Annotated in this window: 9 protein-coding genes; 4 read left to right on the top strand and 5 right to left on the bottom strand. The window is 41.5% G+C overall.

The window, feature by feature from the left end:
• Positions 1 to 105 precede the first annotated feature (105 nt).
• From QPX86_RS14825 to QPX86_RS14835, 3 genes are all read right to left on the bottom strand, one after another.
• Positions 106 to 609, bottom strand: coding sequence for a prepilin-type N-terminal cleavage/methylation domain-containing protein (locus QPX86_RS14825; protein ID WP_285163092.1), 504 nt, complete (start codon positions 607 to 609; stop codon positions 106 to 108).
• Positions 610 to 853: 244 nt separating this feature from the next.
• On the bottom strand, positions 854 to 1375 hold the full coding sequence (locus tag QPX86_RS14830; RefSeq protein WP_285163093.1) for a protein disulfide oxidoreductase: 522 nt from the start codon (positions 1373 to 1375) through the stop codon (positions 854 to 856).
• Between the two features lie 100 nt (positions 1376 to 1475).
• Positions 1476 to 3554, bottom strand: a complete 2079-nt coding sequence (locus QPX86_RS14835) for a protein-disulfide reductase DsbD family protein (RefSeq protein ID WP_285163094.1) — start codon at positions 3552 to 3554, stop codon at positions 1476 to 1478.
• Between the two features lie 442 nt (positions 3555 to 3996).
• On the opposite strand from QPX86_RS14835, the gene QPX86_RS14840 reads away from it, so the two are divergent.
• Positions 3997 to 6582, top strand: a complete 2586-nt coding sequence (locus QPX86_RS14840; RefSeq protein ID WP_220753127.1) for an acylase — start codon at positions 3997 to 3999, stop codon at positions 6580 to 6582.
• A 381-nt stretch (positions 6583 to 6963) separates the two neighbouring features.
• Positions 6964 to 8376 (top strand): endonuclease/exonuclease/phosphatase family protein, encoded by a 1413-nt coding sequence (locus QPX86_RS14845; RefSeq protein ID WP_285163095.1) that lies wholly within the window; start codon positions 6964 to 6966, stop codon positions 8374 to 8376.
• A 171-nt stretch (positions 8377 to 8547) separates the two neighbouring features.
• Here the strand turns inward: QPX86_RS14845 and QPX86_RS14850 are convergent, their stop codons facing one another.
• On the bottom strand, positions 8548 to 8904 hold the full coding sequence (locus tag QPX86_RS14850; protein WP_285163096.1) for a winged helix-turn-helix transcriptional regulator: 357 nt from the start codon (positions 8902 to 8904) through the stop codon (positions 8548 to 8550).
• A 42-nt stretch (positions 8905 to 8946) separates the two neighbouring features.
• On the bottom strand, positions 8947 to 9609 hold the full coding sequence (locus QPX86_RS14855) for a glutathione S-transferase (protein ID WP_285163097.1): 663 nt from the start codon (positions 9607 to 9609) through the stop codon (positions 8947 to 8949).
• 126 nt (positions 9610 to 9735) lie between these two features.
• Here QPX86_RS14855 and QPX86_RS14860 point away from each other — a divergent pair, with 126 nt between their 5' ends.
• Entirely contained in the window at positions 9736 to 12027 is a 2292-nt protein-coding gene (locus QPX86_RS14860) for a peptidase U32 family protein (RefSeq protein WP_285163098.1), read from the top strand.
• 355 nt (positions 12028 to 12382) lie between these two features.
• Entirely contained in the window at positions 12383 to 13945 is a 1563-nt protein-coding gene (locus tag QPX86_RS14865) for a methyl-accepting chemotaxis protein (protein ID WP_285163099.1), read from the top strand.
• Positions 13946 to 14063: the final 118 nt, after the last annotated feature.

Consider the following 14063-nt stretch of genomic DNA (forward strand, 5'->3'; position numbering starts at 1 on the left):
AGCGAACAGCTAACATAAGGGAAACTAGCTACATTCGCACTTACTAATGTGTTGCTAATTATGTTTATTAGATTTTAAATTATAGACTGAGGTGCTTGTTTATTACTAACAACCGCTAGTGTTTTGAGTATAGGTAGGTTCAGTTGTATTAACTGATAAGTAAAAAACAAAACACGTATCTGAAAAAGCATATCCTTTCGGTATCACAATAGAGATAAACCCCAAGAAATCCAATACTCCCCAATCTTCGGTGATAGGTGTATTTAGCTGCGCAAACGTAACGGTTTCAAACGTGCCTTCAACAATTTTTTCAATATTATCTAAAGACGGTTTTATATAACCAAAAGTTGTTGTGACCGTTTCCCCATCTAGATCAACAACACCATCGCTTAGGCTCTCTTGCCCCTGAATTGCGGATTTGGAGTAAACCAAACTGTTAGCAGATTTTAAACTTCCTTCAATTCCCGAAAGATTTGCAATAACAGCATCGGATTTTATGTTTAAGAATTTCGGTGCAGCAATAACAGCAATTATGCCTAGAATAATGATCACTACAACCAGCTCAATTAAGGTAAAACCTCTTAACTGATTGTTATGTCTAATTGACATCTCCATTCCCTCGTTCAAGTCACTTTTAACAGTGTAATAAGTCCTATTAAATAACTCTGTACTTAAATTGATGATTAATCAAGCTAACTCATCATAAGTAACTTAAAAAAATAAGTATTTTAATCATTAACTATAAATGACGCTGCTAGATTACTAGCATAAAAAAGCCAGTACGATATACGTACTGGCCTTTCATCACTTAAAATGAATGATGACATTTTAACCTTAGTGATTCATGATTTTTTTAAGCAAATACCATTCGCCACCACATCCCAGGTAAGCTCGTAAAACCAGTGGTGTAATGCTTGAGTTCTCCGCCTTTAAATACCATCACAGTAGGTGTGACTTGTACTGACCACTCTCTGGCTAAAAAGCTTTGCTGATCGTTAATCGTACTCAGGGTGTAACCTTTATCAGCTAAGAAGTGATTCAACCTGTCATCGCTACCAGAGCTCATCGCCACTGATACCACAGGAAAATGCTCGCTCATTATATCAACGGCTGGAGTAACAAAATTGCACACTGGACACCAAGTCCCCCAAAAATAGACTAAAACAGGGTCTTCTTGGCTCATGGCCATCACATCAACTAAATTGCCATCCAAGTCCAAAGCGCTTATAGGCGGCAAAACTTCTGTAGGAATATCCTTGCCACGCCACAAATCAACAGCGGTGGAAACAACTAAAAACAACAGCAACATTATGCCTAGTTGTTTTAAGCCGTTTAATCCTTTTTGAGTCCAAGTTTTTTTATCTAAATCAGCCATGTTCTATTATTCATACCAATGTGTTTACTGATGATGCTTCACTTAATTGATAAGACCGAGCATTATCTAATTTGTATTCAGTTCAACACATTAAAATTGATTAATTACCTGATGCACGCTCAATGGCAGCAAGTACTTGCTCAGTGGTTAATATCACTGGTAACTTAATACCTTCTGGCGCGTTAGGGCCATATACAACGTTAAATGGCACGCCAAAGCGACCATGGCTTTGTAAGTAATCAGTAATTGGCTGAGACGCCGTTGTCCAATCACCTTCAACCAAGGTTATGTTGTCTTGCTTTAACGCAGAGTAAACTGGGTCTTGTAGTATTACCCCAACCTTGTTGGCTTTACAGGTAATACACCAATCCGCTGTCACATCCACAAATACCGTTTTACCCTGAGCTACGCTGCTAGCAATATCGGTTTGCTCTAGCGGCGTCCATGCTAAATCTGTCGGCAGAGGATTTGACCAATCATCTGACGTAGCGAACGCGCCAATAGCAGCAATCATTAGCACCATGCTAAAGCTAGCAATCACAGCAGGTAGACCATATTGTTTAGCCATCAGACCAAAGAATATAATGACGAATAATGCCGCAACCACCCACAACACCACCACGCTGATAAAGCTAGATAACAAGCTGATTAACCACAAACTAGTTATCAATAACATTACCGAGAAGAACACTTTAACGATGTTCATCCAACGGCCAGGTTTAGGGAAATAGCGGGCAATCTGTGGGAACATTGCCACTAATATCCAAGGCAGTGCCATACCAATGGCTAGCGCAGTAAATATCACCACTAGACTCAATACATCCGCCCCTAATGCAAATGCGACAGCAGTACCTAAAAACGGTGCACTGCATGGTGTCGCTAACAATGTCGCAAACATTCCTTGCAAGAAGTGACCACGATGATCATTACCGCCTGTGGTTGCCAACTTAGTTTGCAAACTCGATGGCAAGTTAATTTCAAATGCCCCAAGCATATTAACTGCAAATACTGAGGTCACTACCACCATAAAGCCAATAAACCATGGGTTTTGGAATTGCACTCCCCAGCCAATGGCTTGACCTGTAAATTTAAGCGTAATAACAAAGGCAGCCAACAGCCAAAATGACACAATGATACCTAAAGCTGAGGCAATAAATTGTGAACGAATTTGATTTTTTTGTAGATCTGGCGCCGCAATGACTGAGCTAAGTTTCATGCCTAATACAGGTAATACACACGGCATGACATTAAGAATTAAGCCACCTATAAGGGCGAACAACATCATAGTTAGTAGCGAGCTACCTGCAGCTTCTATTGAAGTTGGCTGTACTCCAGTTTTATATTCATATGCACGCTGATTGTCGCTCACCGTGACATTAAGTTGTTTCTCTAATAGTTTTGGATCCCCTGACCAATTTGATACTTCAAATTGCGCCACCCAAGCATCACTGCCATCGGGTTGAGATTGACGAGTCACACCTATCGGGTTGAAGTTAGTCTCTTTATCGCCATCAACAATCACTTGTGGCCTGCGCCACTGGCTATCTAATACTGTGACTTGCAGTAATTCTTTAATGCTGTCCCAGCCAATGTTGATATTTTCTGCAGATGTTTTTGAATCGACCTGTTGCGGTACAGTAGAAACTGACTTGTTAAATGCGAACATCGCTTCTGTGTCAGCTGTAAGTTCGTCAGCTACAAAATCTAATTCAAGTTCATAGTCGGTTAATACACATACTGTAGTGCACGAAGACAAAGTGAATTTGCCTTTCAGAGCCGTATTCTGGTTAATATCGTCAACTTTCAGGTGAATAGGGAATACACCTTCGTGCTGATACCCCTGAGTTTTATAACCCATAATGGTATATTGCTGCGGTGTTGGCCATTGCCAATCCACCACATCAAGGTTAGACGACTCACTCCAATCTATTTTAGGCGCAATTCCGCCCTCACCCGGCGTACGCCAGTACATCTTCCAATCATCATCTAACTGAACATCTAAAATAGCCGGAACCGTTTGCGTGGTTTCATCTAATTCCCCCGTCAGCATAAAGCGCACTTTAACTGGAGGGTGATTATCATTCACAAGCCAACCTGTCGAGGCGGCATTGGCCAATGGAGTGATGCTTGCCAGCATCAACATCAAAGTAGAAAAAATGATCGTTTTGACAATATTCAACAAACTTTCCTTATATTGCCCTCATTCTGATCGAGCAATAAATATGGTTGTAAAATGACAATTAAAAAATGCGTTACCAAGGACATAGACGATGGCAGCTTAATAGACCGAAATAATGACAAAATAGTTCATCTAATGTCACTAAATTAGTGGATAAAGTGTAAATCTGTGAAGCGGTACTTTATTTATTGATTTTCATGACAACACACCCATTTCCCCCACTCTCATCTAACGCTGTATTTCTGACATAAACTGAAACAGGTTAAATATAGACATACGTTTGAATGATTGCTTTAATCGATTCAGGTGTTTTTGTTGTATTTCGATATTGTGGCCCCAAAGGCATAACTCATCTGAAGTTGGGACACCAAGGAAAGGCAAGACTCACTCATTTATCAATAAAATGAGACAACAATAATAAGGATAATTTTCCATGAAAGTAATGCATTTGAATAAACTCATGCTAGCTATTGGCGTTGCATCTTCAGTTTTTATCGCAGGTTGCGGCAATGACACTGACTACTCTCGCTCCCCTGAAGTTACCCCTGAACCTGAAGTCACACCGCCACTACAAGCTTTTGCGCCAGACGGGATGCTTAAAGCACAAATTCGCCGCACTGCCTATGGCGTTCCACATATTCAAGCCGACAACCTTGAAAGCTTGGGCTTTGGTAGCGGTTATGCTCAAGCTCAAGACAATTTATGTGTCATGGCTGACGGATTCGTAAAAGCAAACTCTGAACGTTCAATGTATTTTGGTCCACATGCCTCAATTGATTTTGCTACTGGTTTACCAACATCAGAAGATAACGGTAATTTAGTCTCGGATTTTGCCTACAAAGCATTAAAAATACGAGAAATGGCCGAAGCCCAGTATCCACAATTTAGTTATAACTCACGTGCATTAATGGAGGGTTTTAGCGCAGGCTACAATCAATTCCTAGCCGATGTTGAAGCTGGTGAGCAAGAAGCTGAGCCATTTTGTGCAGGCCAGCCTTGGGTAAAACCCATCGAAGGGGTGGATATTGCCAATTATTTATTTTCAATTGCCCTGCTCCCGGGCGCAGCAAACTTCTTAGATCTGATTTTTTACGCAAATCCTGGTGATGGCGAAGAATACTTACCTCGCATTGTTGGCCCAGCGCCTTCAGCTACTCAAACCGCGTTTATTCAAGATGTGAACAGTAAACTAATCGCTCGCGCTAATACCATTACTACCCCAGAAACTAATCCACGTGATTTAGGCTCAAACGGCTGGGGGTTAGGTAAAGATAAAACCGAAAACGGTAAAGGCATGGTATTAGGTAATCCTCACTTCCCTCATACGGGCAATCTGCGTTTTTGGCAATCTCATATCACAATTCCAGGTCAACTGGATGTTATGGGCGGATCACTCGTTGGCATGCCAGGGCTAATCAATATTGGCTTTAACAAAGACCTAGCTTGGACACATACCTTCTCAACTGCTGAACATTTCGTGATGTATAACCTTGAACTCGTCAGTGGCGATCGCCTTCAATATCTCTACGAAGGTAAACCGATGCCGATTACCAAAGAAACCGTACAAGTCGTTGTGAATGGCGGTGCTGCGGGGATGCTTATTGCTGAAAAAGACATATACACTACAGCAAAAGGCCCGATTGTCGAAGCTCCAGCAGCCCTTGCCCCCTTTGGTTGGGATGACGGTCAAGCCTTTATGCTGCAAGATGCCAACATGGCTAACAAAGATCCTATCGATCATTGGTTCGCGATGAATCGCGCTAGTAATAAAGATGAGTTTCAGCAAGCATTTAAGAACTATGACGGAGTTATTTTTAATAACACCATGTACGCCGATAAAGAAGGTAATGCCTTTTACATTGATGACTCAACAGTTCCGGGCTTAAGTGACTTTGCCGTATCGTTACTTAAAACTAATCCAGATATTATTGCAGCCAGAGAGCAAGCTGGTTTTACGATTTTACCCGGTAATACTTCAATCTTTGATTTTGACGGACCAACACCTTATCACCGCGCACCAAAGCTTGAGCGTACTGACTTTGTGCAAAACTCTAACAACTCATTCTGGTCAACTAACCTAGCTGAACCATTAGAAGATTATTCACCAATGTATGGCAAGGAACGTGGCCAGTTATCACTTCGAACCCGTATGGCACTGACATTAATGGAAGATGCCGCTGGTGATGATGGCAAGTTCAATGTTGATGAGTTAGAAGCTGCAGCATTATCAAATCGTATTTACTTAAACGATCTGATATTTGCTGATTTAATCAGCCAATGTGACGCTCAAGGCGACACAGCTGTAATGGTTAGTGACACCATATCTAAGGACATCAGCTCTGCGTGTATGGCGCTAAAAGGCTGGAATGGCAAGCAAGATAACGACAGTGTCGGCGGCGCATTGATTCGTGAGTTTGCCCATCAGTTTGATCAAAACAGCATGTTAACTGTGCCATTTGATTACCAAAATGCGGCAATGACCCCCAATACATTAACCACTGACGGCAGTGCATTGGTTGCTCTTGCTCGTGCCGCTCTAAATGTCGAAGCTGCAGGTTTTAGTGTCGACGCGCCTATGGGCACAGTTCAGTTTGTTGAAAAATCACTACCTGATGGCAGCGCTTCGGGCACTAAACTTCCTTGGCCTGGCACTCACAATGCTGAAGGTGGATTTAATGTATTCTCAACCAGTTTGTCAGGCGATGATACCTTAATACCTCAGCATAAATACGCTGCTGTAATGGATGCCGTATCAGCTGCTCCGCTTTCTTCAGGCTTAACTGCAGAGGGTTACCAAATCCGTTATGGTTCAAGCTGGATGATGGCAGTAAGCTTTACTGACGATGGCCCAGTGGCCAAAGGAATTCTTACTTACTCAGAGTCTAGTAATGTCCTTAGCCCATCGTTTGCAGATCAAAGCGTACTGTATTCAACTGAAAAGCAGTTCCGTCCATTGTTATTCACTGAAGCAGACATTGCAGCATCGGTTGAAAGCACCACAGAACTAAGCTTTCAAAAAGGTGAATAGCTTTCTGTTAACTCGTTAATAATCACTTAACTGCACCTTATATGCACCTTTAGCTGCATATAAGTTGTCATCGATACCAAAGCCCGCATTTTGCGGGCTTTATATTGATACAAGTACAGCTAAAAAGCTCAAGGCGTAATGGGAAAAACAATTTAAAACAACAGTGCCCCACTCAATTAAGTAATTCGCAATAAACACCAACAAAAACAACCTAAGCACAACCCGCAAGAAACACGGAAACCCCAAATAAGATACAAATAGATCTAAGGTTAACTCCGAGTTTACATCGGTATATTTTATTTGTAGCCCCTCATTACACATGGCTAAAATCTCGGTCAATTCCCAGTAAAGGGAATACATAAATAAGAAATGGGGTTCAATATGAAAATGTTTAAATCAGCTGCAGCTTTAGCTGTCGGTGTGGCGTTGCTTACGGGTTGCAACGACGAAACAAACAACTACTATCCAGGTGAACCAGCACCTGAAACAACGGATGTACGCATCGGTGCTTATAACTTGTCATTTGACAGAAGTACCTTTGAAGATCTTGTCGCTGAAATGGCGTTAACCGTCGCAGAGCAAGATGAATTAATGGATAAATGGTTCGATGAGTCTCTTAGCGACGAAGAACTAGCTGTGGCAGAAAAGGTTATTCAAATTCGTAACGTTGCTGCAATTATCCAAACTGAACGACCTGCAATCTTATGGATGGGTGAATTCAATAACGATGGTACAGCAGAAAGCCAACAAGCAATTCAAGGTTTCCGTTTAAACTACCTGACTGTGCCACAAAATGCGTTAGGTTCAACGTCTGAAGAATTTGAAGCCCTTGAGCCAATACAATTTGGTTATTTTGAAAACTTCGCCACTAATACTGGCCTATTAAGTGGTCACGACTTGAACCACGATGGTAAAGTTGCCCTTCCTGATGATGCTTGGGGCTTTGGCTTCTACCACGGTCAATATGCATTCAGCTTACTGTCTCAATACCCAATTGATACAGATAACATCCGTACTTTCCAAGACTTCAAATGGAAAGACATGCCAGGTGAAACCAACCCAACCATCATTAACTGTGAAGACGAAAACAATCCGATCCCAGAAGGAAAGGCATGTGGTGATGAATGGTACAGCGCTGAGGCATGGGCAGAAAAGCCAATGTCATCTAAAAACCATGTTGATGCACCTATTATCATTCCTACAGCAGATGGCGATAAAGTCATTCACTTATTAATGTCGCACCCAACACCACCTATTTTCGACACTGTGACTGAAAACAACAAGTTACTTAACCGTGCTGAAATCAAATTCTGGGATGATTACACATCTGGTGAAGGTAGCTATATTTACGATGACGAAGGTAACAAAGGCGGTATCGATAGCGATGCATCATTTGTTATCTTAGGTGACTTGAATGCTGATCCAGAATCTGGAGACGGCTACTTAGATACCATCAAAGACTTAATGTACAGTGACCAAGTTAACCAACTTGCTACTCACGGAATTTACGCACCAAGTAGCTTAGGCGGACCAGAGTGTTTGTCTAACGGTGAATGTAAAGAAGAAAACTGGGGCACTAAGTACCCAGATCTTGTGACCAGCACATCTGGTTTACGCTTAGACCACGTTATCCCTTCAAGTGACTTGAATGTGACTGATTCAGGTGTATTCTGGCCAGCGACTTTCGAAGAAGGTCGTCTAATGATGAATGACGAGCGTGTAGGTAATTGGGGCGGCGGCGGAAAGTCAGTATCTTCTGATCACCGTTTAGTATGGATTAACGTAGAACTTTAATCCGTCAATAAGCTCAATAATTCAGACTAAAAACTGATACTAAAAAGCCCGCGATTTGCGGGCTTTTTTATTACCAATTTATTATATTATCGAGCTATTTTATTCCCAAATCATTTAATGACTAGTTAATTTAGGGCTAGTTATTTTAGGACTAGAGATTACCTATCAGGCTTACGGAGCAAATTTGCTTTCATCCGCTTCCAGTTCTAGTTGCAGTTTTTCTAGTTCATCTAAAATCCGTAAAAACTTTTGACCAAATTCAGTGACTTGATATTCTACTCTTGGCGGTATTTCATTAAATGTCAGTCTTTCTAAAATACCAAATTCAACGTTTCGCTTAAGGCATTCATTCAGCACTTTTGTGGTTAACCCTTCAACATGATTCACCATTGCACCGGGACGATTAATGTCGTTTACTAATAGTTGATACACGGTCAGTGACCACTTACATCCATAAATTGTTTCAACCATCCGCGCACTTTTTTCTGGCGCAGACCTTTTTGAAAATAACACCTTTGATTGTTTCATCATTCTCTTCCGATTAATGCGCACGTTATAAGCATGATGGCATCAACCACCGAACACAACATCCTCTTTATTCTCGAGCCATAAAGGATGTTTCGTCATCACTTTACTGAACATCTTGCTTTGCAAATAACGATTAAGCCAAGCTCTTAAATTGGGATATGGCGACTGTAGATACCATTGCCGCTCAACACGGGCAAACTGACGAATAAACGGCAATAGCGCGATATCAGCCAAGCTTTCTCTGTCTGCCATTAAATAACTGTGCTGAGACAACAACTTTTCTAACTGTTCGATATAGATTTCACATGCCTGTCGGCACTCAGCAATATTCGACTCACTATATCGTTTGGCGCATTTATAATTTTCTAGACAGCGTTTAAACTCACTATCAAATTGATAAATAAGCGTCAGCATGGCATCAAACGCTTCATCATTATCAGCACACAATAAATCATCAGGATCACCTTGAGTTAACGCCCAAAGCATCAGCTCGTAACTTTCTTCGATAACCGTACCGTTTGGGGTTACCACAACAGGCACGGTTCCCTTAGGTGAAGCCAGTAACATTTCAGCGGGTTTATCGCTCAAAACTAAATCACGCAGTAAAACAGCTTGCTGTGACTTATAAATTGCAATTCTTGCCCGCATTGCAAACGGACAATTTCTTAACGAATAGAGTACGGGTAAATCCATGATTTTATTCATTGTTGTGCTGTTTTCCCTACAACTTATATACGAGCTTACTAATTAATAATGTACTTTAACGATATTCATTAGCAAAATATACGGGTAACATCCCCTCACTAAAATTAACTGAGAACCTTTTAGAACATGAAATCGAAGATTGAATTATTAGCCCCTGGTGGTGATGTCGAAGCGATTAAAGCGGCCATTATTGCGGGTGCAGATGCTGTTTATTGCGGCTTAGATACATTTAATGCCCGTAATCGCGCTGCTAATATTTCCTTCGATCAATTGGTCGGGATCATAAGACTTGCCCATCAATACGATTGTCGAATTTTCTTAACGCTTAATATCGTCATTTTAGAGCAAGAGTTTAAGACTCTGATGAAGTTGCTGAATAAATTGGTTAATACCACTTTAGATGGCGTGATCGTGCAAGATATGGGACTGCTTTATGTATTACGTAAACATTTCCCGACCTTAGATATCCATGCATCGACTCAGTTAACGACTCACAATGCGGGTCAAATTCCATTTTTAAGACAACTTGGTGCAACTCGAGTTAATTTATCTCGTGAGCTAAATCTGCGGGAAATCACTACATTGGCAACCGTAGCTAAAGAGCATGACACTTTATTAGAAGTGTTTGTTCATGGTTCATTATGTGTCGCATTCTCAGGTTTGTGTTATTCAACCTCAGCTAGCGCTGGTAATTCAGGTAACCGTGGCCGCTGTAGCCAAGCATGCCGAGAAGAATACGAAACCACAGAATCGGGCAATAACTTTCCCCTGAACATTAAAGACAATTCGGCCTTTTTTGACTTACCTGCGCTTATTGATGCTGGGGTTTATTCGTTTAAAGTTGAAGGTCGTATAAAAGGTGCAAGTTACGTTCACACCGTTATTGATAGCTTCCGAAAGCAAATTGACGGCTATGTTGAAACAGGCGAGCTAACCCAAAGCGGCGAACGTTTATATAAAGTCTTTAACCGCGATTTCACCAATGCCTTCTTGCGCGGTGACTTAAACCAATCAATGTTTATTGATAACCCACGTGATAACTCTAAAAACCACTTGGTTGATCAACTTAAAGCCGACAAAGGCGAATCTATTTCAGTGGTGCAAATCCATGATGCGCAGCAGCAACTGCAACTCGATAAGCAGGCAATCAATGCATCGGTTGACGATAAAATAGCTCACTTAAGTATTGAGAAAATCAAACTCAAGTTAAGTTTTGCCAGTGAACAAGATAGGCCACTGACATTAACGGTCACCACTGAGCAAAACAGCAGCGACTTAGCTGATGCTGACACTAAAACAGTGATGTTTAGCTCAACAAGTTTAATGCGACCAAGTGAAAAATTAAGTGTTGATAAAGAAGCGATTGAAAAACGCTTTAAAAATATCAATAACGCCAACTATGAATTAGTTGAGCTTGATACTGACCAACTTACCGATGGCATGAGTATTCCTTATCGTGAAATCACCACACTTAAAAATGAGCTATTAGCTTATTTAAATGACGGTATTGAAGTCATAGCAGAAGTGGAATTGCCAAAGCTTGAACGCCATGCAAAACCTGCTGAGCAAAAGCCTGCACTATCGATGCTGATTTGTGACGAAGAAGACGCCAAGCTTGCCGATGTGACTGAAGGGGATATTTACTTCAAGTTACCCGACGCTTACAAACGTGGTTGCACTAAATATGTCGATTTTCTGCAGCAAAATCCAAGATTAATCCCTTGGTTCCCGCCAGTACTTATTGGCAAAGACTACGATGTCGCGCTTAATATTTTAGAACAAGTGAAACCACCACTTATTGTCACCAATAACACTGGTATCGCTTACCGCGCCCAACAGCTTGGCGTTAAATGGATTGCAGGGCCGTTCTTAAACACCACTAACTCTTATGCGTTATTAGCGATGAAAGAAGGCTTTGACTGCGCTGGCGCGTTTATTTCAAATGAAATTAATAAGCAACAAATTAAGCAAATCGCCAGACCAAACAACTTTAAAATGCTTTACAGCATTTATCACCCAATTTTATTAATGGCTAGTCGTCAGTGTTTCTTCCAACAAAGTGTTGGCTGTGAAAAACCGCGTATTGATAATGGTTGTATGTTGTCCTGTGATAAGTCCACCAGCATCAAAAACCTCAAAGGCGACTCATTTGCCATTGATAAACAAAAGGCAGGTTACCCAAGTATTTATAATCAAGATCAATTTTTAAATACTGAGATTATTGACGATTTAAGCCATATGTTTGATGGCTTTATGATTGATCTAACCAATATTGGTGCAGGTGATAGAGAGTCTCCAGATAAGGTTGAACTGATTAAGCAGTTTGAAGCCTTACTCGATGGGCAATTTAATGCCAGTGATACGTTAGCCAAAATGGTGCCAGAGTCTACTCATCTGCAATACCAAAATGGTTTGTAAGTCTGACTGCATTATGACTTAGCATTCAAGATACTATCTAGCCCTGCTTATATTTTGCAGGGCTTTTTTATGCTCATAACAAGCTGAAAAATTTAAATTTAACGCTAACCAATACAAAAACTGCAACAAATTGTATCGCCAAGCGTTTACTCATTTATTCATTAAGCCCATTTAAACACTTGTTTAAATTAAGGTTTTTATACTCTTTAGCATATCATCCTAAAAAACAACTCTAAGCAGTTGTTTTAGCTACTTTAAATCTCATTAAGTTTGCATTACATTCTTGATACATTTTGAGGTAAACATCACATTTAACTCATTTTTGCGACATCGGCAGTTAATAATAAGAAGAACTATGAACAGTCATACTGCAAGCAATAAAGAATATTTATTTCCATCAGATACCCCACTCGTTTCCAGTACCGATCCCAAAGGGGTTATTACCCATTGCAACCAAGCTTTTATCGATACCAGTGGTTATAGCCGCGAAGAGCTCATTGGTAAACCGCACAACATAGTGCGCCACCCTGATATGCCTGCAGCCGTTTTCGCCACCATGTGGAAAACGCTTAAAGCAGGAAAGGTGTGGATGGGGCTAGTTAAAAACCGCCGCAAAAATGGCGATTACTATTGGGTCAGCGCGTTTGTCACCCCAGTATATGATGGCAAAACCTTAGTGGGTTATGAGTCAGTTCGAGTTAGCGCCGAACCATCAGAAAAACAGCGAGCGGCTAAGGCTTATTCACGGATTCTCGCAGGGAAATCAGCAGCCCCATTAATGACTCAGCTAAGTCATCATCTGGTAAAGATACTGCCAATTGTTCTACCTAGCCTAGCGCTGATGGGATACTTTGGCTTTCAAGGCAATCACAGTGGGTTATTTGCAACGCTGGCAACAGCTTTGCTTAGCAGCTTATGGAGTCTTAAACAACAAGCCGGTCATTGGCAGCACCTACTGGATATCAGCCCTAAATCGTTCGCAGACGCTACCGTAGCCCAAACCTACTTTGACGATGTCGGCATGAGTGCTCAAGCAAAGCTTGCCTTTATCAGCGAAATGGCAAGGTGTCGCACTGCGTTAACTCGCATTAACGAGTCGGTTTCGGGTTTAGGTGACATCTCCAATATCAGTAAAACCCAAGTCGCCGTAACTCAGACCTCCGTAGAACAACAAGGTATTGCCACACAACAGATTGCTTCAGCGATCACCGAAATGTCTCAAGCGATTCAAGAAGTTGCCCAAAAAATTGAAGAAAACTCTCATAGCGCTGAAAACGCCATTCAATTTGTGGATGCAGGTTCAAAGCTGGCTGATGAATCCTTGTCATCAATTCATCAACTCAGTCATACCGTCGACAGTATTGCTGTTACCGTTAAGGAATTAGCTGACTCAACCGCTGAAATCGGTCAAGCCGCTAATCTCATTTCATCCATTGCAGATCAAACCAACCTATTAGCGTTAAATGCTGCTATTGAAGCGGCTCGCGCAGGTGAGCAAGGCCGAGGTTTTAGTGTGGTTGCTGATGAAGTCCGCGCCCTAGCTTTAAAAACTCGCGAATCAACCGACCAAATTCACAGCGTCATTAACCAGCTATCACAAAGAACTTCCAGCGCTGTAGAAATGTCGACCCAAGGTGAGCTTGCAGCAAAACACGGTGTGGAAGTCGTTGAAAATACCCGTAATGCCCTGAATGAAATTAAAGATGCGGTGGTTAATATTACCGATATGACCTTTCAAATGTCCTCTGCTGTCGAAGAACAAAGCGCCGTGGCCGAACACATTAACCAACAGATTATCGATATCGCAGACGGCGCATCTGAAACTGCCAATGCAGCGAATAAATCGCTTACAGCCAGTGAATCACTTGAAAACACTATCGGCATTTTTCATTCGCTGATCAGACGATTTAGAGTTTAAAAGTTTGGTGCGCGGCGCGCTACACTCCCCCGTGAGTGCTGCGCATCAAGCTTTCTTGTTGTATTAATATAACCCTGCCCTACAGCCCTAGCACTATGATGACCGAGTCGTTATAATC

The sequence above is a fragment of the Shewanella goraebulensis genome, from assembly GCF_030252245.1.
Lineage (GTDB): Bacteria > Pseudomonadota > Gammaproteobacteria > Enterobacterales > Shewanellaceae > Shewanella > Shewanella goraebulensis.

Excerpts from the sequence above, each read along its gene's own strand:
- QPX86_RS14855 (WP_285163097.1), bottom strand. The coding sequence starts at position 9,609 with ATGAATAAAATCATGGATTTACCCGTACTCTATTCGTTAAGAAATTGT.
- QPX86_RS14840 (WP_220753127.1), top strand. The coding sequence starts at position 3,997 with ATGCATTTGAATAAACTCATGCTAGCTATTGGCGTTGCATCTTCAGTT.
- QPX86_RS14830 (WP_285163093.1), bottom strand. The coding sequence starts at position 1,375 with ATGGCTGATTTAGATAAAAAAACTTGGACTCAAAAAGGATTAAACGGC.
- QPX86_RS14860 (WP_285163098.1), top strand. The coding sequence starts at position 9,736 with ATGAAATCGAAGATTGAATTATTAGCCCCTGGTGGTGATGTCGAAGCG.
- QPX86_RS14825 (WP_285163092.1), bottom strand. The coding sequence starts at position 609 with ATGTCAATTAGACATAACAATCAGTTAAGAGGTTTTACCTTAATTGAG.
- QPX86_RS14850 (WP_285163096.1), bottom strand. The coding sequence starts at position 8,904 with ATGAAACAATCAAAGGTGTTATTTTCAAAAAGGTCTGCGCCAGAAAAA.
- QPX86_RS14845 (WP_285163095.1), top strand. The coding sequence starts at position 6,964 with ATGAAAATGTTTAAATCAGCTGCAGCTTTAGCTGTCGGTGTGGCGTTG.
- QPX86_RS14865 (WP_285163099.1), top strand. The coding sequence starts at position 12,383 with ATGAACAGTCATACTGCAAGCAATAAAGAATATTTATTTCCATCAGAT.